15 protein-coding genes, 2 rRNA genes and 1 riboswitch are annotated in these 25,157 nt (G+C 54.8%); of the genes, 12 read left to right on the top strand and 5 right to left on the bottom strand.

Annotation, left to right across the window (positions count from 1 at the left end; translation table 11 throughout):
• Nucleotides 1-119: 119 nt before the first annotated feature.
• The 6 genes from FAZ14_RS07345 to aceK all read left to right on the top strand — a co-directional run bounded on the left by FAZ14_RS07345 (nucleotide 120) and on the right by aceK (nucleotide 9,759).
• Nucleotides 120-3,025: ribosomal RNA gene (locus FAZ14_RS07345) — 23S ribosomal RNA — on the top strand.
• A gap of 125 nt (nucleotides 3,026-3,150) precedes the next feature.
• A 5S ribosomal RNA gene (gene rrf / locus FAZ14_RS07340) occupies nucleotides 3,151-3,266 on the top strand.
• 494 nt (nucleotides 3,267-3,760) lie between these two features.
• Nucleotides 3,761-4,690 (top strand): homoserine O-acetyltransferase MetA, encoded by a 930-nt coding sequence (metA, locus tag FAZ14_RS07335; RefSeq protein WP_016940777.1) that lies wholly within the window; start codon nucleotides 3,761-3,763, stop codon nucleotides 4,688-4,690.
• Between the two features lie 303 nt (nucleotides 4,691-4,993).
• A complete protein-coding gene (aceB, locus tag FAZ14_RS07330; protein WP_016940776.1) occupies nucleotides 4,994-6,592 on the top strand; it encodes a malate synthase A in 1,599 nt (532 codons plus the stop codon).
• A 23-nt stretch (nucleotides 6,593-6,615) separates the two neighbouring features.
• Nucleotides 6,616-7,923 carry an isocitrate lyase gene (gene aceA / locus FAZ14_RS07325; RefSeq protein ID WP_016940775.1) on the top strand — a complete coding sequence of 436 codons (1,308 nt, stop codon included), beginning with the start codon at nucleotides 6,616-6,618 and terminating at the stop codon, nucleotides 7,921-7,923.
• Between the two features lie 78 nt (nucleotides 7,924-8,001).
• Nucleotides 8,002-9,759, top strand: coding sequence for a bifunctional isocitrate dehydrogenase kinase/phosphatase (gene aceK / locus FAZ14_RS07320; protein WP_016940774.1), 1,758 nt, complete (start codon nucleotides 8,002-8,004; stop codon nucleotides 9,757-9,759).
• A gap of 14 nt (nucleotides 9,760-9,773) precedes the next feature.
• Here aceK and iclR read toward each other — a convergent pair whose 3' ends face one another.
• Nucleotides 9,774-10,604: a glyoxylate bypass operon transcriptional repressor IclR gene (iclR, locus tag FAZ14_RS07315; protein ID WP_012886319.1), complete on the bottom strand. Its 831-nt coding sequence runs from the start codon at nucleotides 10,602-10,604 to the stop codon at nucleotides 9,774-9,776.
• Nucleotides 10,605-10,768: 164 nt separating this feature from the next.
• Here iclR and metH point away from each other — a divergent pair, with 164 nt between their 5' ends.
• A complete protein-coding gene (metH, locus tag FAZ14_RS07310; RefSeq protein ID WP_020477012.1) occupies nucleotides 10,769-14,452 on the top strand; it encodes a methionine synthase in 3,684 nt (1,227 codons plus the stop codon).
• Between the two features lie 73 nt (nucleotides 14,453-14,525).
• Here metH and FAZ14_RS07305 read toward each other — a convergent pair whose 3' ends face one another.
• The gene (locus FAZ14_RS07305) at nucleotides 14,526-15,980 is read right to left on the bottom strand and encodes a DASS family sodium-coupled anion symporter (RefSeq protein WP_016940772.1); all 1,455 of its coding nucleotides are present in this window, start codon (nucleotides 15,978-15,980) and stop codon (nucleotides 14,526-14,528) included.
• A 293-nt stretch (nucleotides 15,981-16,273) separates the two neighbouring features.
• Between FAZ14_RS07305 and FAZ14_RS07300 the strand changes: the two genes are divergently transcribed.
• Nucleotides 16,274-17,920, top strand: coding sequence for a Na/Pi cotransporter family protein (locus FAZ14_RS07300; RefSeq protein ID WP_016940771.1), 1,647 nt, complete (start codon nucleotides 16,274-16,276; stop codon nucleotides 17,918-17,920).
• 120 nt (nucleotides 17,921-18,040) lie between these two features.
• Here the strand turns inward: FAZ14_RS07300 and lysC are convergent, their stop codons facing one another.
• On the bottom strand, nucleotides 18,041-19,405 hold the full coding sequence (lysC, locus tag FAZ14_RS07295; RefSeq protein WP_016940770.1) for a lysine-sensitive aspartokinase 3: 1,365 nt from the start codon (nucleotides 19,403-19,405) through the stop codon (nucleotides 18,041-18,043).
• Between the two features lie 117 nt (nucleotides 19,406-19,522).
• Nucleotides 19,523-19,720: riboswitch (Lysine riboswitch) on the bottom strand.
• Between the two features lie 207 nt (nucleotides 19,721-19,927).
• On the opposite strand from lysC, the gene pgi reads away from it, so the two are divergent.
• Both pgi and FAZ14_RS07285 read left to right on the top strand, forming a co-directional pair.
• The gene (gene pgi / locus FAZ14_RS07290; RefSeq protein WP_016940769.1) at nucleotides 19,928-21,577 is read left to right on the top strand and encodes a glucose-6-phosphate isomerase; all 1,650 of its coding nucleotides are present in this window, start codon (nucleotides 19,928-19,930) and stop codon (nucleotides 21,575-21,577) included.
• 259 nt (nucleotides 21,578-21,836) lie between these two features.
• Entirely contained in the window at nucleotides 21,837-22,181 is a 345-nt protein-coding gene (locus FAZ14_RS07285) for a DUF4156 domain-containing protein (protein ID WP_012886313.1), read from the top strand.
• Nucleotides 22,182-22,232: 51 nt separating this feature from the next.
• Here FAZ14_RS07285 and epmB read toward each other — a convergent pair whose 3' ends face one another.
• Entirely contained in the window at nucleotides 22,233-23,270 is a 1,038-nt protein-coding gene (epmB, locus tag FAZ14_RS07280) for an EF-P beta-lysylation protein EpmB (RefSeq protein WP_016940767.1), read from the bottom strand.
• A gap of 39 nt (nucleotides 23,271-23,309) precedes the next feature.
• Here epmB and efp point away from each other — a divergent pair, with 39 nt between their 5' ends.
• Together efp and FAZ14_RS07270 are read left to right on the top strand one after the other, a co-directional pair.
• Nucleotides 23,310-23,876: an elongation factor P gene (efp, locus tag FAZ14_RS07275; RefSeq protein WP_016940766.1), complete on the top strand. Its 567-nt coding sequence runs from the start codon at nucleotides 23,310-23,312 to the stop codon at nucleotides 23,874-23,876.
• A gap of 160 nt (nucleotides 23,877-24,036) precedes the next feature.
• On the top strand, nucleotides 24,037-24,390 hold the full coding sequence (locus tag FAZ14_RS07270) for a DMT family protein (RefSeq protein WP_012886310.1): 354 nt from the start codon (nucleotides 24,037-24,039) through the stop codon (nucleotides 24,388-24,390).
• 92 nt (nucleotides 24,391-24,482) lie between these two features.
• Here the strand turns inward: FAZ14_RS07270 and blc are convergent, their stop codons facing one another.
• Nucleotides 24,483-25,070 (bottom strand): outer membrane lipoprotein Blc, encoded by a 588-nt coding sequence (gene blc, locus FAZ14_RS07265; RefSeq protein ID WP_016940765.1) that lies wholly within the window; start codon nucleotides 25,068-25,070, stop codon nucleotides 24,483-24,485.
• Nucleotides 25,071-25,157 lie beyond the last annotated feature (87 nt).

Raw genomic sequence — 25,157 nt, 5'->3', positions numbered from 1 at the left:
TCTGCTCTTTAACAATCCGGAACAAGCTGAAAAATTGAAACGACAGCATGTGAGTGAGAATTCATGTGTTGTTCGAGTCTCTCAAAATACTCATACCCCGAGACACTTTCGGGTTGTGAGGTTAAGCGACTAAGCGTACACGGTGGATGCCTAGGCAGTCAGAGGCGATGAAGGGCGTGCTAATCTGCGAAAAGCGTCGGCAAGGTGATATGAACCGTTATACCCGACGATACCCGAATGGGGAAACCCAGTGTGATTCGTCACACTATCATTAACTGAATCCATAGGTTAATGAGGCGAACCGGGGGAACTGAAACATCTCAGTACCCCGAGGAAAAGAAATCAACCGAGATTCCCCCAGTAGCGGCGAGCGAACGGGGAGGAGCCCAGAACCTGAATCGGCTTGTGTGTCAGTGGAAGCGTCTGGAAAGGCGCACGATACAGGGTGACAGTCCCGTACACGAAGATGCACAGGTCGTGAGTTCGACGAGTAGGGCGGGACACGTGGTATCCTGTCTGAACATGGGGGGACCATCCTCCAAGGCTAAATACTCCTGACTGACCGATAGTGAACCAGTACCGTGAGGGAAAGGCGAAAAGAACCCCGGCGAGGGGAGTGAAATAGAACCTGAAACCGTGTACGTACAAGCAGTGGGAGCACCTTTTAGGTGTGACTGCGTACCTTTTGTATAATGGGTCAGCGACTTATATTCTGTAGCAAGGTTAACCGAATAGGGGAGCCGCAGGGAAACCGAGTCTTAACTGGGCGTCTAGTTGCAGGGTATAGACCCGAAACCCGGTGATCTAGCCATGGGCAGGTTGAAGGTTGGGTAACACTAACTGGAGGACCGAACCGACTAATGTTGAAAAATTAGCGGATGACTTGTGGCTGGGGGTGAAAGGCCAATCAAACCGGGAGATAGCTGGTTCTCCCCGAAAGCTATTTAGGTAGCGCCTCGTGAATTCATCTTCGGGGGTAGAGCACTGTTTCGGCTAGGGGGCCATCCCGGCTTACCAACCCGATGCAAACTGCGAATACCGAAGAATGTTATCACGGGAGACACACGGCGGGTGCTAACGTCCGTCGTGAAGAGGGAAACAACCCAGACCGCCAGCTAAGGTCCCAAAGTCATGGTTAAGTGGGAAACGATGTGGGAAGGCCCAGACAGCCAGGATGTTGGCTTAGAAGCAGCCATCATTTAAAGAAAGCGTAATAGCTCACTGGTCGAGTCGGCCTGCGCGGAAGATGTAACGGGGCTAAAACCATGCACCGAAGCTGCGGCAGCGACACTATGTGTTGTTGGGTAGGGGAGCGTTCTGTAAGCCTGTGAAGGTGGCCTGTGAGGGCTGCTGGAGGTATCAGAAGTGCGAATGCTGACATAAGTAACGATAATGCGGGTGAAAAACCCGCACGCCGGAAGACCAAGGGTTCCTGTCCAACGTTAATCGGGGCAGGGTGAGTCGACCCCTAAGGCGAGGCTGAAAAGCGTAGTCGATGGGAAACAGGTTAATATTCCTGTACTTGGTGTTACTGCGAAGGGGGGACGGAGAAGGCTATGTCATCCGGGCGACGGTTGTCCCGGTTTAAGCGTGCAGGTGGGTGGACCAGGTAAATCCGGTCTGCTGTTAACACTGAGGCGTGATGACGAGGCACTACGGTGCTGAAGTGACAGATGCCCGGCTTCCAGGAAAAGCCTCTAAGCATCAGGTAACATTGAATCGTACCCCAAACCGACACAGGTGGTCAGGTAGAGAATACTCAGGCGCTTGAGAGAACTCGGGTGAAGGAACTAGGCAAAATGGTGCCGTAACTTCGGGAGAAGGCACGCTCCTGTTGGTGAAGTCCCTTGCGGATGGAGCTGACGGGAGTCGCAGATACCAGCTGGCTGCAACTGTTTAATAAAAACACAGCACTGTGCAAACACGAAAGTGGACGTATACGGTGTGACGCCTGCCCGGTGCCGGAAGGTTAATTGATGGGGTTATCCGTAAGGAGAAGCTCTTGATCGAAGCCCCGGTAAACGGCGGCCGTAACTATAACGGTCCTAAGGTAGCGAAATTCCTTGTCGGGTAAGTTCCGACCTGCACGAATGGCGTAATGATGGCCAGGCTGTCTCCACCCGAGACTCAGTGAAATTGAACTCGCTGTGAAGATGCAGTGTACCCGCGGCAAGACGGAAAGACCCCGTGAACCTTTACTATAGCTTGACACTGAACCTTGAGCCTTGATGTGTAGGATAGGTGGGAGGCTTTGAAGTGTGGACGCCAGTCTGCATGGAGCCAACCTTGAAATACCACCCTTTAATGTTTGATGTTCTAACCTGGGCCCGTAATCCGGGCTGGGGACAGTGTCTGGTGGGTAGTTTGACTGGGGCGGTCTCCTCCCAAAGAGTAACGGAGGAGCACGAAGGTTAGCTAATCCTGGTCGGACATCAGGAGGTTAGTGCAAAGGCATAAGCTAGCTTGACTGCGAGAGTGACGGCTCGAGCAGGTGCGAAAGCAGGTCTTAGTGATCCGGTGGTTCTGAATGGAAGGGCCATCGCTCAACGGATAAAAGGTACTCCGGGGATAACAGGCTGATACCGCCCAAGAGTTCATATCGACGGCGGTGTTTGGCACCTCGATGTCGGCTCATCACATCCTGGGGCTGAAGTAGGTCCCAAGGGTATGGCTGTTCGCCATTTAAAGTGGTACGCGAGCTGGGTTTAGAACGTCGTGAGACAGTTCGGTCCCTATCTGCCGTGGGCGTTGGAAGATTGAGGGGGGTTGCTCCTAGTACGAGAGGACCGGAGTGAACGCACCGCTGGTGTTCGGGTTGTCATGCCAATGGCACTGCCCGGTAGCTACGTGCGGAAGAGATAACCGCTGAAAGCATCTAAGCGGGAAACTTGCCCCGAGATGAGTCTTCCCTGGGCCCTTGAGGCCCCTGAAGGGACGTTCGAGACGAGGACGTTGATAGGCTGGGTGTGTAAGCGTAGTGATACGTTGAGCTAACCAGTACTAATGACCCGAGAGGCTTAACCTTACAACACCGAAGGTGTTTTGGTGAGAGAGACGCGATTTTAGCTTGTTCGAGGATTGATGTCGTGGTGTGCACTGGTACACGGCGACATGAAGGATTAGGACGTTGAAAGACGTCGAAAGAATTTGCCTGGCGGCGAGAGCGCGGTGGTCCCACCTGACCCCATGCCGAACTCAGAAGTGAAACGCCGTAGCGCCGATGGTAGTGTGGGGTCTCCCCATGCGAGAGTAGGGAACTGCCAGGCATCAAACAAAGCGAAGGGCCCGGTCGAAAGACCGGGCCTTTTGTTTTTTGGTTTTCGGGTGAATGACCGGGTGGACAATGACCGGTTGAGCCGGGTCAATGCGCCCAACGAGCACTGGTTAGCGCCGGGATTTTACTGGGTATCGTCCGACGGCAGCCTGAGACAGCGGGTCAGTCACTTCTGACAGGGTGCCTTGATTACGCTGATTTATACGCGAGCCTCTTCATCCGGGCATCGGTTCCACCGTCGCTTTCATACCTCATCGCTTCTCCTCTGTATCCTTTTTGTTTTTCCCCATTATCGAGGCTTCATTCGACCCCACTCTGCCTTGCTCTTCACTCTTATGCTAAAGATGGATATACAAATCGAATTTCTTATGAAAGATTTTCAACCAGAGGGTTATGCGCTCGACATTGCCGCTGAAAATCGCTATCTTTAGCTGCCTAGAAGTCTAAACGTATAAACGTATAAACGTGTGCAGTGAGGTGTAGGCTATGCCAATCCGGGTTCCTGATGAGTTGCCAGCAGTCAGCTTTTTGCGTAATGAAAACGTCTTTGTGATGGCGTCTTCCCGAGCAAAGACACAGGAAATTCGTCCTTTGAAGGTGTTGGTGCTTAACCTGATGCCAAAGAAGATCGAAACGGAAAACCAGTTTCTGAGGCTGCTGTCGAACTCACCACTGCAGATAGATATTCAATTGCTGCGTATCGATAGCCGAGAATCGAAGAACACGCCGGTAGAGCACCTCAACAACTTCTACTGCGATTTTGAAGATATCGAGCACGAGAACTTTGACGGCCTGATTGTGACCGGCGCACCGCTGGGCTTGGTCGATTTTTGTGATGTGGTGTATTGGCCGCAGATCGAGCGGATTGTTAAGTGGGCTAAGGAACATGTCACTTCCACTCTGTTTGTGTGCTGGGCGGTTCAGGCCGCACTGAATGTCCTGTACGGTATTCCCAAACTGACCCGCGAGGTGAAGTTATCTGGGGTATATTCACACCTTACGTTGCAGCCTCATGCCTTGCTGACGCGTGGCTTTGATGAAACTTTTCTGGCTCCGCACTCCCGTTATGCCGATTTTCCTTCCAGTGTTATCCGCGAGCATACCGATTTGGATATTCTGGTGGAGTCTGATGAAGCAGGCGCCTATTTGTTTGCCAGCAAGGACAAGCGGCTGGCGTTTGTTACCGGCCATCCTGAGTATGATGCGTTGACCCTGTCGGGTGAGTATTTCCGTGACCATGAAGCCGGCCTGGAGCCGGTGATCCCGGTAAATTACTTTCCAGACGATAACCCTGAGAAAACCCCAAGGGCTACCTGGCGTAGCCACGGGCATCTGCTGTTTTCCAATTGGCTGAATTACTACGTTTACCAGATCACGCCGTTCGACTTGCGTCATATGAACCCTACACTGGACTGATTCTCCCTACCTCCATTTTTCCTGTCAGGCGCCTAACGGCGCCTTTTCTTTTCCTGTTGGTATACGACAGGCTCCTCCTTGTACATTTTTCATGATGTATGAAATAGGTTTCTCTATTGCATAAAAATTTAACCTTTTATTAATCAAATGGTTGTTTGTTATTTTTTTATAAAATGGAAATAGTTTTTGATTTTTAATTTTATTGGATTAGGCTTAGTTCTGTTGGCTGAAAAACGTTCGAGTTAAGTTCGCAGATTGAGCAGCCAATAAGGCGAAGATGGTGGAGCAAAAAGGAACGACGACATGACACAACAGACGATAAGCAGGGAACTGGTATTCACCGCAGCGTTAGGTGACGCGGAACGGCAGATTCTGACGACGGAGGCGGTTGATTTTCTCACTGCGCTGGTAAGCCGGTTTACATCGCAGCGCAATCACCTGCTGGCCGAACGTCAGGTAATACAGGCGCGGATTGATAGTGGTGAATTACCGGGTTTTATTTCGGAAATGGATTCCATAAAAAATTCTGACTGGAAAGTTCGTGGTATTCCGAATGACTTGTTGGATCGCCGGGTAGAGATTACCGGCCCGGTGGAACGCAAAATGGTGATTAACGCCCTGAACGCCAATGTGAAAGTCTTCATGGCAGACTTTGAAGACTCACTGGCACCCAGTTGGTCAAAAGTGATCGAGGGGCAAATCAACCTGCGTGACGCGGTACGTGGCTCCATCGCCTACACCAACGAGGCGGGAAAGATTTATCAGCTCAAGCCCAATCCCGCGGTGTTGATTTGTCGGGTTCGTGGGTTACACCTGCCGGAAAAACATGTGCTGTGGAATGATGAGCCTATCCCCGGCAGCCTGTTTGATTTCGCGCTCTATTTTTTCCACAACTACCGCCAACTGTTGGCAAAAGGCAGCGGCCCGTATTTCTATTTGCCGAAAACCCAATCCTGGCAGGAAGCAGCCTGGTGGAGCGAGGTGTTCAGTTACACCGAAGACCAGTTCGGTTTAGCGCGCGGCACTATTAAAGCGACGGTATTGATTGAAACCTTGCCTGCTGTGTTCCAGATGGACGAGATCCTGTATCACCTGCGTGACCATATCGTTGGGCTGAACTGCGGCCGTTGGGACTATATCTTCAGTTACATCAAAACGTTGAAGAATCACCCGGACCGCGTATTACCAGACCGCCAGTCGGTAACGATGGACAAACCGTTCCTGAGCGCTTACTCGCGTTTGCTGATCAAAACCTGTCACCGGCGCGGTGCATTTGCTATGGGGGGGATGGCTGCATTCATACCCAGCAAAGAGGCGGAGCGTAACGCATGGGTGCAAGAGAAGGTCAGGCAGGACAAAGAGCTGGAAGCGCGCAATGGTCATGATGGCACCTGGATTGCCCACCCCGGTTTGGCTGACACCGTGATGCCGGTGTTTGACCGCTTGCTGGGTGATCGCCCCAATCAGTTGGATGTGCTGCGTGAAGATGATGCCCCGGTAACCGCTGATGAACTGCTGGCCCCTTGCCCAGGTGAGCGTACCGAAGCGGGTATGCGTGCCAATATCCGCGTAGCCGTGCAATACATCGAAGCCTGGATTTCCGGCAACGGTTGCGTACCGATTTACGGTCTGATGGAGGACGCGGCCACCGCAGAGATCTCCCGCACCTCCATCTGGCAGTGGATTCACCATGGCAAAACCCTCAGTGATGGCCGCGTGGTGACCAAAGCCTTGTTCTGCCAGATGCTGGCTGAAGAGATGCAGGTTATCCGTAGTGAGCTGGGTGACACCCGCTTCGATAGCGGTCGCTTCGAGGAAGCAGGCAGACTGATGGAGCGTATCACCACGCAAGACGCGCTAATCGATTTTCTTACCTTACCCGGTTACGACTTACTTGATTAATCCTGTTTAAAAAAGGAATCGCTATGAACACCTCTCGTACCCAACAAATCGAGCAACTGGAAAAAGAGTGGAATACCCCGCGCTGGGAAGGCATCACCCGCCCGTATCGCGCCGAGGATGTGGTGAATTTGCGTGGTTCAGTGAACCCTGCCTGTACACTGGCGCAACTGGGGGCGGAAAAACTGTGGAAGTTATTGAACGGTAAGTCACGCAAAGGCTACGTCAACTGCCTTGGCGCGCTCACCGGTGGGCAGGCATTGCAGCAGGCGAAAGCCGGGCTGGAAGCGGTGTATCTGTCCGGCTGGCAGGTGGCGGCAGATGCCAACCTGGCCGCCAGTATGTACCCGGACCAGTCGTTGTATCCGTCTAACTCGGTGCCGGCGGTAGTGCAGCGCATTAATAATACCTTCCGCCGTGCGGATCAAATTCAGTGGGCTAACGGTATCGGACAGGATGACCCGCGTTACACCGATTACTTCTTACCGATCGTGGCCGATGCGGAAGCCGGTTTTGGTGGGGTGTTGAATGCGTTTGAGTTAATGAAATCGATGATTGAAGCCGGTGCGGCCGCCGTGCATTTTGAAGACCAACTGGCGTCGGTGAAGAAATGCGGTCATATGGGTGGCAAAGTGCTGGTACCGACGCAGGAAGCGGTACAGAAGCTGGTGGCGGCTCGTCTGGCGGCCGATGTGTTGGGCGTGCCGACATTGCTGGTGGCGCGAACTGATGCGGATGCGGCTGATCTGCTGACTTCGGATTGTGATGACTACGACCGGGACTTTATTACCGGTGAACGTACGGTGGAGGGGTTTTACCGCACCCGCGCTGGTGTAGAGCAGGCCATCAGTCGTGGACTGGCGTATGCCCCTTACGCCGATTTGGTGTGGTGTGAAACCTCTAAGCCGGATCTGGAACAGGCGCGGCGTTTTGCCGAGGCGATTCATGCCCGTTTCCCCGGTAAGCTGCTGGCGTATAACTGTTCGCCATCATTCAACTGGAAGAAGAATCTGGACGATCGCACCATCGCTCATTTCCAGGACGAACTGTCGGCGATGGGCTACAAATACCAGTTCATTACGCTGGCGGGTATTCACAGCATGTGGTTCAACATGTTCGATCTGGCGCATGCCTATGCGCAAGGCGAAGGGATGAAACACTATGTGGAGAAAGTACAGCAGCCGGAATTTGCGGCCATTCAACAAGGTTACACCTTCTCTTCTCACCAGCAGGAGGTGGGGACCGGTTACTTTGACAAAGTGACCACGCTGATTCAGGGAGGTGTGTCGTCGGTGACGGCGCTGACCGGATCGACAGAAGAACAACAGTTCTGACGCGGATTATCCGCCCTATCGCGGCCAGCCTGATGCTGGCCGCGTGTCGTTATGTCGATGGCCAAAGAGGAGAGTTGGATGAGTCGGGGACGGGAAAAACTGGTGGCACAGACCATTCTGCAAGGGTTCGATGCGCAGTATGGTCGGTTTTTGGAAATCACTGCCGGGGCGCAGCAGCGCTTCGAACAGGCAGACTGGCATGCGGTACAGCAGGCGATGAAGCAGCGTATCCAGCTCTACGATCACCATGTTGGGCTGGTCGTCGAACAACTGGGTTGTATTACTGACCGGCAATGTTATGAGGCCACCTTCGTCGCCCGGGTTAAACAGATTTACACCGCCTTGCTGCCAGATTATCCCCGCTTCGAAATTGCCGAGAGCTTCTTCAACTCCGTGTATTGTCGGTTGTTTCATCATCGGGAGCTGACGCCGGACAAGCTGTTTGTGTTCAGCTCGCAGCCCGCGAGACGCTTTCAAGAGATTCCACGACCACTGGCCCGAACTTATACGCCTGACAATGGGTGGGCGGCCATGCTGGAAGCGGTGTTGACGGCACTGCCATTGCGGTTGCCGTGGGAAGACCTGGCACGGGATATCGGCTATGTGGAGCGATCGCTGCGGGAGGCGTTTCCGACGGCATCGCTGGCTAAAGCTTCGCTGCAGGTAGCCAACGAGCTTTTCTATCGTAATAAAGCAGCCTGGCTGGTGGGGAAACTGCGTTTACCGGGGGGCGTATTTCCCTTTTTACTGCCGATTCACCATAACGAACGCGGTGCGTTGTTTCTGGATACCTGCCTGACTCGTCACTCGGACGCCAGTATTGTATTTGGTTTCGCCCGTTCCTACTTCATGGTCTACGCGCCGTTGCCGTCGGCACTGGTGGCCTGGCTGCGGGACATTTTACCGGGTAAAACAACGGCTGAATTGTATCTGGCTATTGGGTGTCAGAAGCACAGCAAGACCGAATACTACCGGGAATACCTCGATTTTATCGCCAGCACTCAGGAGCCGTTTATTATCGCGCCGGGCGTGAAAGGGATGGTGATGCTGGTGTTTACACTGCCGACGTTCGATCGGGTGTTCAAGGTGATCAAAGACAAGTTTGCGCCGCAAAAAGAGGTCAGCGAGGCACGGGTACGCGAGTGCTATCGGCTGGTGAAGGAGCATGACCGCGTCGGACGCATGGCTGATACGCAGGAGTATGAAAACTTCGTGCTGGAGAAAGCGCGCATCAGCCCTGAACTGCTGGCGGAGCTGTGGCGGGAAGTACCAGACAAGCTGGAAGATCTGGGCGACCGGCTGGTCATCCGCCATCTGTATATGGAGCGGCGAATGACACCGCTGAATATCTATCTGGAGCAGGCTAGCGGGCAGGCGCTGCGCGATGTGATTGAGGAGTACGGCAACGCCATCCGACAACTGGCGGCCGCCAATATTTTCCCCGGCGATATGCTGTTCAAGAACTTCGGTGTGACCCGTCACGGCAGGGTAGTGTTTTATGACTACGATGAAATCTGTTACATGACCGAAGTGAATTTCCGCGATATACCTCCACCGCGCGATCCGGCGGACGAGCTGGCAGCAGAACCCTGGTATAGCGTTGGGCCGAATGATGTCTTTCCCGAGGAGTTCCGCCAGTTTTTGTGTAGTGACCGCCGTTTGCTACCGCTGTTCGAAGAACTGCACGCCGACCTGTTTCGGGCTGAGTACTGGCGGGCGTTACAGCAGCGGATCAGCAGCGGTCATATCGAGGATGTCTACGCCTATCGGCGCAGAAAGCGCTTTAGCTTGCGCTATGCCGACCCGGTGACGCCAGACAGCGCGCTGACGTCATGATGTGCTGATGCAGCTTAACGTGCGCCACCGTATTGGTAGCTAATTTCTTTGGCCGCCTTAATCACCAGCGCACCCAGTTCGGTAATGCGGCTGTCGGTGATGCGGGACACTGGCCCGGAAATAGAGATAGCGGCAAAGGCTTCGTGGTGTTCATCGAGAATGCAGGCGGCGACACACCGTAAGCCTAACGCATGTTCTTCATCGTCCAGCGAGTAACCCTGGCGGCGAATCGCCGTCAGATTCTCTTTCAACGTCTGGGCGCTTAGGGTGTGTGGGGTATAGCTGTGTAACCCTTTGCGGTGCAGTAACTGGGTGACTTTGTCATCCGGCAACATAGCGAGAAACGCTTTTCCGGCACCGGAGGCGTGCATCGGCAGCTTGCCACCGATAGGCGCTGACATACGCATCAGCGCGGTACACTGCACCTGATCGATGATGATTGCCTGATAATCGGTTTGGTCCAGCACAGCCAGATTCACCGTTTCACCGGAGCTTTCCATCAACTGACGCAGCATTGGGTGCACCAGGCTGAGCAGATTTCTGCTTTGCAGAAAGCTACTGCCGACGATAAACGCATGGGTACCGATGGTCCATAATCCTAAATCACCGACCTGGCGAACAAAGCCTTGCTGTTGCATGGTGGTCAGCAATCGGTGTGTGGTGGAGTTGGGCAGGCCTGCTTGTTGGGCCAGATCGGTCAGCGCGATGCTGCCGTTGGCCTTGGCGATATATTCCAGCAGTGTCAGGCCACGGGTCAGCGATTGTACCTGACCGGCGGGTTGCGCTGTGCTGGCCGTGGTAGCGCGGGGTTTTTTACCGCGTTTGGCGGGTTCGGGTGGCGTCATCATCGGTTTCCTTTTTCATATCATGGAATCGATTTTCGTTTTTTTAGCGCAGAATGCAACCGTCTTATCAGATGGGGTTATCAACGGTGCGCAGCGCTGGCACGACGCACTCTTGTGCTAGGATAAGTATTCGCACAGACGAGGGTAATAACGAGAATAAGATGATGGCAAATCGGTTACAGGCATTACAGCAGCAACTGGCGCAGCGCATTATGATTCTGGATGGCGGCATGGGCACCATGATCCAGAGTTACCGCCTGCAGGAGGAAGATTATCGCGGTGAACGTTTTGCCGACTGGCACTGCGACCTGAAAGGGAATAACGACCTGCTGGTGCTGAGTAAGCCGGAAGTCATCACCGCCATTCATCACGATTATCTGGCCGCGGGCGCGGATATTCTGGAAACCAACACCTTCAACGCCACCCGTATCGCCATGGCCGACTACCAGATGGAAGCGCTATCGGCGGAAATCAACACGGTCGCCGCCCGTCTGGCGCGAGCTTGCGCCGATGAGTGGACGGCACGTACGCCAGAGCGTCCACGCTATGTGGCCGGGGTCTTGGGGCCGACTAACCGCACCGCGTCAATCTCACCGGATGTGAACGACCCGGCGTATCGTAATGTCAGTTTTGACCAACTGGTGGCTGCCTACCGGGAATCGACCCGCGCGCTGATTGACGGCGGCGTTGATATCATCCTGATTGAAACGATTTTTGACACGCTGAACGCGAAGGCCGCTATTTTTGCGGTAGAAACCGAATTCGAGGCGCTGGGTGTCACGCTGCCAGTGATGATTTCCGGCACCATTACCGACGCTTCCGGCCGTACCCTGTCCGGGCAGACCACCGAGGCGTTTTATAACTCGCTACGCCATGCCCGGCCGCTGTCGTTCGGTTTGAACTGTGCACTGGGGCCGGATGAGCTGCGCCAGTATGTGGCGGAGTTATCGCGCATTGCTGAATGTTATGTCACCGCACACCCCAACGCCGGGCTGCCGAACGCCTTTGGTGAATACGATCTGGATGCGGATGAAATGGCGCACCAGATTGGCGAATGGGCGCAGTCTGGTTTCCTGAATATCATCGGCGGGTGCTGCGGTACCACGCCAGAACACATTGCTGCAATGGTGAAAGCCGTTGAGGGTGTCGCGCCGCGCGCGCTGCCGACGCTGCCAGTTGCCTGCCGCTTGTCCGGGCTGGAGCCACTGAATATCGGTGATGACACGTTGTTCGTTAACGTCGGCGAGCGTACCAACGTTACCGGCTCTGCCAAATTCAAACGTCTGATCAAAGAAGAGAAGTACAACGAGGCGCTGGATGTGGCGCGCCAACAGGTGGAAAGCGGCGCGCAAATCATCGACATCAACATGGACGAAGGGATGCTTAACGCCGAAGCGGCGATGGTGCGTTTCCTGAATCTTATCGCCGGTGAACCGGATATCGCCCGTGTGCCTATCATGATCGACTCCTCCAAATGGGAAGTGGTAGAGGCGGGGCTGAAGTGCATTCAGGGTAAAGGCATCGTCAACTCGATTTCGATGAAAGAAGGCGTGGAAGCCTTTGTTCATCACGCCCGGCTGGTGCGCCGCTACGGTGCTGCCGTGGTGGTGATGGCGTTTGACGAAGTGGGGCAGGCGGATACCCGCGCACGCAAAATCGAAATTTGTCGCCGTGCTTACCAGATCCTGACGGAAGAGGTCGGTTTCCCGCCGGAAGACATCATTTTCGACCCGAACATTTTTGCTGTTGCCACCGGTATTGAAGAGCACAACAACTATGCGGTGGACTTCATTGAGGCTTGCGTCGATATCAAAGCCCAGTTGCCGCACGCGCTGATTTCCGGCGGTGTGTCCAACGTGTCGTTCTCGTTTCGTGGTAACGAGCCGGTACGTGAGGCGATTCACGCTGTGTTCCTGTATTACGCCATCCGTAATGGCATGGACATGGGGATCGTCAACGCCGGTCAGTTGGCTATCTACGACGACCTGCCCGCTGAACTGCGTGATGCCGTCGAAGACGTCATTCTCAACCGGCGCGACGACGGCACCGAGCGGCTGCTGGAGATCGCTGAGAAATACCGGGGCAGCAAATCCGATGACGATAGCAACAAAGGCGAAGCGGAATGGCGTGGCTGGCCGGTGAAAAAACGGCTGGAATACGCGCTGGTTAAAGGCATCACCGAGTTTATCGAGCAGGATACCGAAGAGGCGCGAGCGGAGTCGGCACGTCCCATTGAAGTGATCGAAGGGCCGTTGATGGACGGCATGAACGTGGTCGGCGACCTGTTCGGTGCCGGTAAGATGTTCCTGCCGCAGGTGGTGAAGTCGGCGCGGGTCATGAAACAGGCGGTAGCGTACCTGGAGCCGTTTATCCAGGCGAGTAAAGAGCAAGGGTCCAGCGCGGGTAAAATTCTGTTGGCGACGGTGAAAGGCGACGTACACGACATCGGCAAAAACATCGTTGGCGTGGTATTGCAGTGCAACAACTACGAAATTATCGATTTGGGCGTGATGGTGCCGACCGATAAAATTCTCAAGACGGCGCGTGAAGAGCATGTCGATATCATCGGCCTGTCAGGGTTGATTACCCCCTCGTTGGATGAAATGGTCAACGTCGCCAAAGAGATGGAGCGCCAGGGTTTTACGTTGCCGTTGCTGATTGGCGGCGCGACCACCTCCAAAGCGCACACCGCGGTGAAGATCGAGCAGAATTACAGCGGCCCGACGGTATACGTGCAGAATGCGTCGCGCTCGGTGGGCGTGGTGTCGGCGCTGCTCTCTGATACGCAGCGCGATGACTTTGTGGCGCGTATCCGCAAAGAATACGAAACGGTGCGCATCCAGCATGGCCGTAAAAAACCGCGCACACCGCCGGTGTCGCTGGAGGTGGCGCGCGATAACGCGATGCCGCTCGACTGGGAAAGTTATACGCCACCAGTAGCACATCGCCTTGGGGTACAACCAGTTACCGCCAGTATCGAGACTTTGCGTAACTATATTGACTGGACGCCGTTCTTTATGACCTGGTCGCTGGCGGGCAAATACCCCAACATTCTGGAAGACGAGGTGGTGGGGGAGGAGGCCAAGCGGCTGTTTGCGGATGCGAATGCCATGCTGGATACCCTGTCTGCTAACGGTACGCTGAACCCGCGTGGCGTAGTGGGGCTGTTCCCGGCTAACCGGGTAGGTGATGATGTTGAAATCTATACCGATGAGCGCCGCACGGAGGTGCTGACCGTCAGCCATCACCTGCGTCAGCAAACCGAAAAGACGGATTTCCCGAACTACTGTCTGGCGGATGTGGTGGCACCGAAAACCAGTGGCAAGCCGGATTATCTCGGTGCGTTCGCGGTAACCGGCGGTCTGGAAGAAGATGCGTTGGCGGCGCAATGGGAAGCGCAGCATGACGACTATAACAAGATCATGCTCAAGGCGCTGGCAGACCGGCTGGCGGAAGCATTCGCCGAGTACCTGCACGAGCGGGTGCGCAAGGTCTACTGGGGCTATGCGCCGAACGAGAACCTCGGTAACGACGAGTTGATCCGCGAAAATTATCAGGGCATTCGCCCGGCACCGGGGTACCCGGCTTGCCCGGATCACACCGAGAAAGCCGTCATCTGGCAATTGCTGGACGTGGACAACACCGTTGGCATGAAACTCACCGAGTCCTACGCCATGTGGCCGGGTGCGTCGGTGTCTGGCTGGTACTTCAGTCATCCGGACAGCAAGTATTTCGCCGTGGCGCAAATCCAGCGTGACCAGGTGGAAGACTATGCGGTTCGTAAGCAGATGCCGATAGAGGACATTGAGCGTTGGCTGGCACCGAATCTGGGGTATGACGCAGACTGATTAACCCGTAGCGTCGATAAGAAAAAACAGGCCGGGGTAACCCGGCCTGTGCTTTTTTTGATGTCTGACAGGCTTAGTAAAGGCCGATGGTTTTCCACCATAACAGGCCAACAGTCATGAATATCGCCTGATTAATCAGGCTGATGATAAAGCCGGTTCGCCACCAGACGGCGGTGGGGACGTAACCTGCGCCGAACAGAATCGGGCCACGGGCGTGGGTGTATTGGGTCAGCGAACAGTACAGGCTGCTGGTGAACGCCAGCATCAGGGCCATCGGTGCCGCCGGGATGTGCAGATTGATACCGACGCCGAGAAACACCGCGTACAGCGCCGCAATTTGCGCGTTGCCGCTGGCGAAAAAGTAGTGGGTGTAGAAATAGGCGGCATTGAGTAACAACAACACCAGTACCCAACTGGTGCCCTGCATCAGATGACCGATATTATTGCCGATCAGGTCGCCAAACCAGTTAGTGAAACCGAGTTTCTTCAACTGGTTAGCCATCATGAGCAACGCGGCGAACCAAATCAGCGTATCCCACGCGCCTTTTTCGCTCTTGATGTCTTCCCAATTGAGTACGCCAGTCAGCAGTAAAAAGGACAGGCCAACAAAGGAGGCGGTGGTGGCGTCCACTCCCAGCATGTCACCAAAAATCCACAAGACCAGCAGGATAACCACGGTAACGGCCATCAGCCATTCACCGCGCGACATGCGCCCCATTTTTTGCAGTTCGGTAATTGCCAGTTTCGGCGCGTCCGGCGTGTGGCGAATTTCCGGCTTCGCCAGCACATACACACACAGCGGTACCAGCAACAGCGAAATCACACAGGGTACTACCGCAGCGACAAACCAACTGCCCCAGGTGATGGTGACACCGGCGTTGGCTGCCAGTTTCACCGCCAGCAGGTTGCCGGTGTACCCGGTCATGAACAAGGCGGCGGTGACATCATTCACGTTGCCGATACAGGTAATCAGGAAGGTGCCGATCTTACTGCGGGAGGCGTCTTCCGGTTTGGAGTCGAAGCTGCGAGCTAACGAGTCGGCGATCGGGTAAATGACCCCACCGCAGCGTGCGGTGTTACTGGGCATAGCGGGGGACAGCACCAGATCGGCGAAGGCTAATCCATAAGCCAGCCCGAGTGTGCGTTTTCCCAACAGGCGGATCATTTGCAAAGCGATACGGCGGCCCAGACCGGTTTTGATAAAACCGCGGGCGATCATGAATGCCACCACGATCAACCAGATAAGCGAACTGTTGAGATCGCTTAATGCAGTTTGAATCGAGGCGCTGGCATTGGTGTCGCCAGCGGCATAGCTTAGGGCGAACAAGGTAATGCTGATGAGGCCAATAGCGCCAATAGGCAAGACATTCGCCACAATGCTGATGATAGTAGCGACAAACAGTACGGCGGAGTGCCAGGCGGCGGGTTTCAGTCCGGTAGGTGGCGTCAGTTGCCAGAAGAAGGCGCCCACAATCACAATAATGAGCAATGCCAGCCAGTTCAGGCCATATGCGGTTTTAGTCTTCATCCATAATTTCCTTTGCTCAAGGCTGAAACGTTACCGTCGCCGGTATTGATTGCAACGGCTGATGAAAAAAGCATAACGCCAGAAATAGGCGGCGTGGGGGAAAAACACCTTGTTTTTGATTTAGACCGTGTTTTTAAAAAATTACGTGTATTTACCCCCGTTGGCTCACGTAAGAATAGATAAGATATCAGTAAGATGGCAGCCTCAAGAACGGATACGGGCAGGAGGCGCCTGGTTTAGGGAGGGATACCTGTGTTTATCACCACGGTTTTAACTGAAGGAGGCCGGGCTCTGTGCTGACGTTGTTGAACTTGTTGTCTGCCATCGCGCTGTTGGTGTGGGGAACGCATATTGTTCGTACCGGAATTATGCGGGTGTACGGCGCACGTTTGCGTCGCACTATCAGCGATAGTGTGAGCCGTAAGCCACTGGCGTTTCTCGCCGGGATAGGCGTGACGGCACTGGTACAGAGCAGTAATGCGACCGCGCTGCTGACCATTTCTTTTGTTTCGCAGGGGTTGATCGCGCTGGCTCCGGCGCTGGTCATCATCCTGGGGGCCGATGTCGGTACCGCCTTGATGGTTCGTGTGCTGACGTTTGATCTCTCCTGGCTGTCACCCTTGTTGATATTCCTTGGCGTGGTGTTCTTTCTCGGCCGGAAACAGACCCGGGCCGGTCAACTGGGGCGTGTTGCTATCGGGCTGGGGTTGATTCTGCTGGCGCTGGAGTTGATTGTGCAGTCGGCGACGCCGATTACCCAAACCACGGGTGTTCAGGTGCTGTTTTCGTCCCTGACCGGGGATGTGATGCTGGATGCGCTGGTCGGTGCGGTGTTCGCTGTAGTCAGTTATTCCAGTCTGGCGGCGGTATTGCTGACGGCGACATTGACCGCCAGCCATGTGATTTCCCTTGATGCGGCGTTGTGTCTGGTCATCGGTGCCAATCTGGGCAGCGGCATTGTCGCGCTGGCGAATGCCAGTACGCAGGGTGCGTTGGCACGGCAGGTTGCGCTGGGCAGTATGTTCTTCAAACTGATCGGTTGCCTACCAGCGTTGCCCGCTATCGGCTATCTGGCTGGCCTGATGGAGGCGTTGCCATTACCGGATGCGGAGCGGGTGATTTACTTCCATCTGTTGTACAACCTGGTGCGCTGCCTGCTGCTGTTGCCGTTTGCCGGACGTATGGCGGAGTTGTGCAGTAATCTGGTGCGGATTGAGCCCGATCTCGACCCACGACTGCGCCCCCGTCATCTCGATACCAGCGCGCTGGATACCCCGACGCTGGCGCTGGCTAACGCCGCGCGGGAAACGCTGCGCATTGGCGATGTGATTGAACAGATGTTGAAGATGTTTCAGGACGCACTGCAGGGCAATCGCCCGCCGGTGCGCGAGATCCGTAAGCTGGATGATGATGTGGATGTGCTCTATAACGCCATCAAGCTCTATCTGGCGCAGATTGAAAAAGCTGGCCTGCATAAGCGTGATTCCCAACGCTGGGCAGAAGTGATCGAAATGGCGCTCAGTCTGGAACAGGCTGGCGATATCATCGAACGGGTGGTTTGCGATTTAGACGCCCACACGCCTGACGGGTTGCGCGGGTTCTCAACGGCAGGTCAGGACGAGCTGAACACGTTGTATGAGCAACTGATGAACAACCTGCGTCTGGGGATGTCGGTATTCCTGTCGTCGGATGTGACCAGCGCCAGACGCCTGCGCCGCGCCAAACACCGTTTCCGTATTCTGAACCGGCGTTATTCCCATGCGCATGTTGACAGGCTGCATCAGCAAAATGTGCAAAGTCTGGAAACCAGTTCGCTGCATCTTGGGTTACTGGGCGATATGAACCGGCTGAATTCACTGTTCTGCGCGGTGGCCTATAACGTGTTGATGATGACGGAAGACGAGGATGACGAGCGGGAAGAGTCCTCTGCGTCGGCGTAACCCGGTGATAGCCGTTTAGTGAAGGTAAAAAAAACCGAAACCCTATGGATTTCGGTTTTTTTGTTGTCAGCTTTAACCACCTCCTCGGGAGGTGGTGATTGTTGCGGCAGTACGGAAGGCTTATTCGAACAGGTTGTGGTGCAGTGTCTGTACCACCTGCTCGGCATCGCTGGAGGGCACCAGGAAGCACAGGTTATGGCTGCTGGCGCCATAACAGATAAGGCGAATGTTGAACGGCTCCAGTACACCGAACACTTCTTTGCCGACACCGCAGGCTTGCGACAGTTTGTTACCGATCAGCGCTACCAGTGACATGTTCTCTTCCACTTCCACCCGACACAGCGAGGAGAGTTCAGTCAAAAGCGCACTGGACAGCAGGCTGTCGCCGGTGGAGGTTGAGCCGGTTGTGTCCAGCGTCAGCGCGACATTGACCTCAGACGTGGTGATCAAATCCACCGAGATGTTGTGGCGAGCCAGAATGCTGAACACTTCCGCCAGAAAGCCGCGTGCGTGCAGCATGTTGAGGCTGTGCAGGGTCAGTAGCGTCTGTTTACGGCGCAATGCCAGCGCACGGAACAACGGTGGGTTTTCGGTGTTGTTGCACACCAGCGTGCCGCCCGCCGCCGGGTCTTTGCTGGAGCCAACAAATACCGGAATATCGCTGCGTACGGCGGGCAACAGCGTCGCCGGGTGCAGCACTTTGGCACCGAAAGTCGCCATTTCGGCGGCTTCTTCAAAGGTAATCTGGTCGATGCGGTGGGCTGATGGCACCACGCGCGGGTCGGTAGTATAGATACCGGGTACGTCAGTCCAGATATCGATGCGGCTAACGTTTAACGCTTCACCCAGCAAGGCGGCGGTGTAATCGCTGCCGCCGCGGCCCAGTGTGGTGGTGCGGCCTTTGGCTTCGCTGCCGATAAAGCCCTGGGTAATGATCAGACCTTGTGCCAGACGCGGTGCCAACTGGCTACGGGTTAACTCACCGAGCGTGTCGCAGTCTGGTTCGGCGCGGCCGAAGCGGTCATTGGTGCGCATGATTTTACGCACGTCAAACCATTCTGCGGCGACATTACGCTCACGCAGGATTTCCACAAACAACAGGGTGGACATCAGTTCGCCGTGGCTGACCAGCTCGTCGGTCAGGGCATTGGACGTAGCCAGCGACGCCGCTTCCGACAGGCGGGCTACGTTTTCCAGCATACGTTCAATTTCTTCGCGGATAACGGCAGGCTGGTTGAGACGGTTGATAATGGCGTATTGAATCTGGCGTAGTTTTTCCAGTTGTGCCGCCCGTTCATCCGGCGGCAAACCTTCAGCCAGCGCCACCAGCAGGTTGGTGACGCCGGCAGAGGCAGACAGTACCACCACGCGTACCTGAGCGTCAGACAGCACGATGTCGGCGCTGCGGTTCATGGCGTCGAAATCTGCGACGCTGGTGCCGCCGAATTTGGCAATAATCAGTGAGTCATTCGTATTAACAGACATTCAAAAAACCTCGTGTCAGGGGCGTCATCGTCGTTATCGACAACAGCATTCCATCGTTAAGCCTTGGCACAAGGGAAGAGCGGTAAGCAGGGGGCAGGCGTAGGAACTGGCTACGGCACACCCAGAAGCGCTCCACCTTGCTGATCGTTTCGCGTTGCGAAGCGATGCGGGTGACAACCCAGGGGATTCAGCCCCTGCAGTCGACAGCGTAAACACCGTAGGTTACGTCCGTCTCGGCGCTGCTCCCCCTCTGGTATCGTCATCGGATACGGTTCCTCCGATACCTTGCCTGGGCGGCGCTCCTCTTCTGGCTTGCGCAACACGTGCGCAAGTAGTCTTTTACAAATAGCGGGTAACGCGTCGGCTGTCAATCAACATTGGATGGGGGCGGGGCATTTCGCAAGAAAAGGGCTTCCCAGCACAGCGTTAAGGGATACAATCGGGGTAAATGCGGGTGGGGTTTCCCGCCTGTCGACCGATTTATTATTAAACCGACTTGTTCTCAAACCGAAGAGTAGTGTGATGAAAAATATCAACCCGACGCAGACTGCCGCCTGGCAGGCATTGCAGCAGCATTTTGCCGCGATGAAAGAGGTTCAGATTAGCGATCTTTTTGCCCAGGATCCTGATCGTTTCTCGCATTTTTCCGCCACATTCGGCGATTTGATGCTGGTGGATTATTCCAAAAACCGCATCACCGCTGAAACGCTGGAAAAACTGCAGGCGCTGGCGCGTGAAACCGAACTGTCCACGGCCATTAAATCCATGTTCTCCGGCGAGAAGATCAACCGTACGGAAGATCGCGCCGTGTTGCATGTCGCGTTGCGCAACCGCAGCAATACGCCGATCGTGGTTGATGGTAAGGATGTGATGCCGGAAGTGAACGCCGTGCTGCAAAAGATGAAGCAGTTCAGCGAGCGCGTCATTGGCGGGGAATGGAAAGGGTATACCGGTAAGGCGATTACCGATGTGGTGAACATCGGCATCGGTGGGTCCGACCTGGGGCCGTTCATGGTGACAGAGGCGCTGCGCCCCTACAAAAATCACCTGACCATGCATTTTGTTTCCAACGTTGACGGCACCCACATTGCTGAAGTGCTCAAACGCGTCAACCCGGAAACCACCCTGTTCCTGGTGGCCTCCAAGACCTTTACCACCCAGGAAACCATGACCAACGCCCACAGCGCGCGTGACTGGTTCCTCAAGGCTGCTGGTGATGAAAAACATGTCGCTAAGCACTTTGCCGCGCTGTCTACCAACGCGAAAGCGGTTGGCGAATTCGGCATTGATACCGACAACATGTTTGAGTTCTGGGACTGGGTCGGTGGTCGCTACTCGCTGTGGTCTGCTATTGGTCTGTCGATTGTGCTTTCCGTCGGCTTCGATAACTTCGAGCAATTGCTGAGTGGTGCACATGCCATGGACCAGCATTTCGCCACCACCCCGGCTGAGAAAAACCTGCCGGTACTGTTGGCGTTGATCGGCATCTGGTACAACAACTTTTTTGGCGCGGAAACTGAAGCGATTCTGCCATACGATCAGTACATGCATCGTTTCGCGGCTTACTTCCAACAGGGCAACATGGAATCCAACGGTAAGTACGTTGACCGCAACGGCAATGCTGTAGATTACCAGACTGGCCCTATCATTTGGGGTGAGCCGGGTACCAATGGTCAGCATGCGTTCTACCAGTTGATTCATCAGGGGACCAAGTTGGTGCCGTGTGATTTCATTGCGCCGGCGACGACCCACAACCCGTTGAGCGACCACCACAGCAAGTTGCTGTCGAACTTCTTCGCGCAGACTGAGGCGCTGGCGTTCGGTAAATCCCGCGAGGTGGTGGAAGATGAGTTCGCCGCTGCGGGCAAATCCGCTGCTGATGTGGCACACGTGGCACCGTTCAAGGTGTTTGAAGGCAACCGCCCGACCAACTCCATCCTGTTGCGGGAAATCACGCCGTACAGCCTGGGGGCGTTGATCGCGCTTTACGAGCACAAGATCTTCACGCAGGGCGCTATCCTGAACATCTTCACCTTCGATCAGTGGGGTGTTGAGTTGGGCAAACAGCTGGCTAACCGTATCCTGCCCGAACTGCAGGATGACGCGGTGGTCAGCAGTCATGACAGCTCCACCAATGGGCTTATCAATCGCTTCAAACAGTGGCGTGCGTAATGACCGCGGCGCTGCGGCGTCTTGAGCGCTGCGCGATCGCTGTCACGTCATGACGATAAGTCATAAAACAGGCCCCGATTTCGGGGCCTGTGAGTTTGTAGGGGACGTGATCGCCGTCATGGTGACAGAAATAGTTGCTCCATGAACAATGACTGCCATGCTGATAGTGGTAACATGGGATTGTTTCGGCATAAGTTTTCGGTTGTCGGGTCGGGTTAGCCCGGCTTCGGCCAGTGTATCGATCATCACGGAGAGAAGCATGCGGACTCGAATACTGATGGGATTGGCTGCCATCACGCTGTTGGCAGGGTGCAGTACGAATAACGATCTCAGTGCTGCCGGTCAGGCGGTGCGTTTTACTGACACCAAACCTGCAGCGCAATGCCAGTTATTGGGTAGCGTTACTGGCACACAGTCTAACTGGTTGTCGGGCAGTGGTAATGAAGGCAGCTCCATGCGTGGTGCGGCGAACGATCTGCGCAATAAGGCGGCGGCCATGGGCGGTAACGTGATTTATGGCGTGAGCACGCCGAGTCAGACGTTCCTGTCCAGCTTCGCGCCGCTGGACAGTAAAATGCAAGGCCAGGTTTATAAGTGCCCTTGATATTCAAGACCGTCAGCGCCATGGGCAAATACCTGTGGCGCTGACAGCGTTTCAGCTCTGATTTTCCTGGCGCATACCAATATCCAGCAGTGTTTTGCTGGCCTCACCGCCGATTTCCCGCGTCAGGTTCGGCACCAAATAGCCCGAAACCTGCGTCATCAGCCCCCGAACCAACGCACGAGCTTCATCATCCGGTACCAGAAAGTGCGCGGCACCTTGAACCTTATCCAGCACATGCAGGTAGTAGGGCAGAATACCGGCGTCAAATAAGGCATTGCTGAGTGCCACCAGCGTGTCAACACGATCGTTAATGCCACGTAGCAAGACACTTTGGTTGAGCAATGTCACCCCGGCACGACGCAGACGCGCCATGCTGTCGGTGAGTTCTGCGTCGATCTCATTGGCGTGGTTGATGTGGGTGACCAGCACCACCTGCAGCGGGGATTGCGCCAACCGCTGGCAAAGCTCCGCCGTGATTCGTGCGGGGATCACCACCGGCAGGCGGGTATGGATGCGTAAGCGCTTGAGATGCGGAATCTGTTCCAGTTCGGTTAGCAGCCAGTCCAGCTCGTGATCCTTGGCCATCAACGGGTCGCCGCCGGAGAAGATGATTTCGTCCAACTGCGGGTGTTGGCGGATATAATCCAGCGCCTGACGCCAGTTAGCTTTGTTGCCCTGATTATCCTGATAAGGGAAATGGCGGCGGAAACAGTATCGACAGTTGACCGCGCATCCACCTTTCACCAGTAGCAGGGCACGGTTGTGGTATTTATGCAGTAACCCCGGAACGACACTCTGCTGTTCGTCCAGTGGGTCCTGGCTAAAGCCCGGTGCGACAATAAACTCGTCCTGGGCGGTCAGTACCTGTAGCAACAGTGGGTCGTGGTCGTCGCCGGGTCGCATGCGAGCGGCAAAGGCGCGGGGTACCCGCAACGGAAATAGCGTGCGAGCTTCGCGTCCGGCGGCCAGTTGCGGATGCTTATCCAGAGCCAGAAGTCTCAGCAATTCATCGGGATCGGTAATAACGTCGGCGAGTTGCTGCAACCAATCTTCTCGGGAGGGTATATTTAGGGTTACAATGTGTGCCATTTTTTTGGCTAAGTACCAGTATCAATGTAGAGGGCCATTATGGCGACTTATTTTAGCAACGATTTCCGTTCCGGTCTTAAAATCATGTTCGAGGGCGAGCCGTATGCTATCGAATCCAGTGAGTTTGTGAAGCCGGGTAAAGGCCAGGCTTTTGCTCGTGTCAAAATGCGTCGTCTGTTGACGGGCTCCCGCGTTGAGAAAACCTTCAAGTCTACTGACTCGGCAGAAGGCGCTGACGTAATGGATACCAACATGAACTACCTGTATAACGACGGGGAGTTCTTCCATTTCATGCACCCTGAAACCTTTGAACAGCATCAGGTTGAAGCGAAAACCGTGGGTGATTCTGCCAAGTGGTTGCAGGACAACGCTGAATGTATCGTTACCCTGTGGGATGGTCGTCCGATCGCCGTTCAGCCGCCGAACTTTATCGAAGCTGAAATCACCGATACCGATCCGGGCCTGAAAGGGGATACCGCAGGTACAGGTGGCAAACCGGCAACGCTGTCTACCGGTGCTGTGGTGAAAGTACCGTTGTTCGTACAGATCGGCGAAGTTATCAAGGTTGACACTCGTTCTGGCGAATACGTTTCCCGCGTGAAGTAAGCCTTCCTGGCGCGTAAACTGTCCATCGGGCGGTTTACGCGTTACCACACCTCTGATTCCCGTCTGAAAAACTCTTTCACACAACCAGAATGTTCCCTGATGGTATTTTATCCCGGCTAACGTAATAATGCCGCGTCTTGGTTAAGGAGAGAGCAGAGCTATGTCCCCACTTATTATCACAGTATTCATGCTGACCCTCAGCAATGTGTTTATGACTTTTGCCTGGTACGGGCACCTTCGCTATTTCAGTGGACGCACCTGGATGGTGGCCGCGCTGGTCAGTTGGGGGATTGCACTGTTTGAATATTTGTTGCAGGTGCCTGCGAACCGTATTGGCTATCAGGTCGCCTCCGCTGGGCAACTGAAAATCTTGCAGGAAGTGATCAGTCTGTCGGTGTTTATTCCTTTCTCGATAGTGATTCTCAAAGAACCCTTCCGTACCGACTATATTTGGGCCGGACTGTGCCTGTTAGGCGCGGTATTCTTTATGTTCCGCGACAAAATTATGGGCTGATCGACCGTCACGTTATTCGATAAAACAGCCGGTATAACAACCGGCTGAAAATACGCCGATGAGAGGCGTTATCATGATGTGAAATTATAATATCAAAACGATGTTTTATTTATTTTCTCTTTCTGTTGGTTCCCGCTGTTTATTTCCCCGTACCGGCTTTTTGTGTTTACCCAAATTAATTTATCCGTCTGAAAGCCATTACGCTGCGCGCTCGCCAGCAGTGCTTGCTTTACAAGCGGCGAAATCTCAGGGGTACGGGAGAGAATCCACAAATACTCGCGGTTTGGCCCGCAAACCAGTGCATAACGGTAGTCGCTGTCCAGCGCTATCACATTGTAGCCGCCATAAAATGGCCCGAAGAAAGACACTTTCAGCGCAGCGCGTTGTGGCGAGCCGGTGAAGTACCCCTTGCCGATACTTTCGCGCCAGACGCGTTTCACCGGGTCGAAACCACGGTTAATCACGGTGATACCGCCATCGTCTCGTGGGCTGTAGGTCGCGGTAACCTGCTCCAGACCACGCTCGAAACGGTTGTCCAACCGGGCGATTTCATACCAGGTTCCCATATAACGGGCAGGTTCGAAATTATCCACGACCTGAACACCCTGCGGTGGTGTGGTGCTGCAGGCTGTCGTGAATAAGGTGATCAATGAGGTCAGCAATACGCGCCAACTTTTCATTTGCGGCTTCCTGTGTTGGTTTATCTCGGGGTTAAAGGTAGGAAGCGGAATGCAAAGATGCAATAAAAAAGGCCCGCGTAATGCGGG

Source organism: Dickeya oryzae, assembly GCF_009372235.1.
Classification (GTDB): Bacteria; Pseudomonadota; Gammaproteobacteria; order Enterobacterales; family Enterobacteriaceae; genus Dickeya; species Dickeya oryzae.
This window is presented reverse-complemented; position numbering and strand designations above follow the sequence as displayed.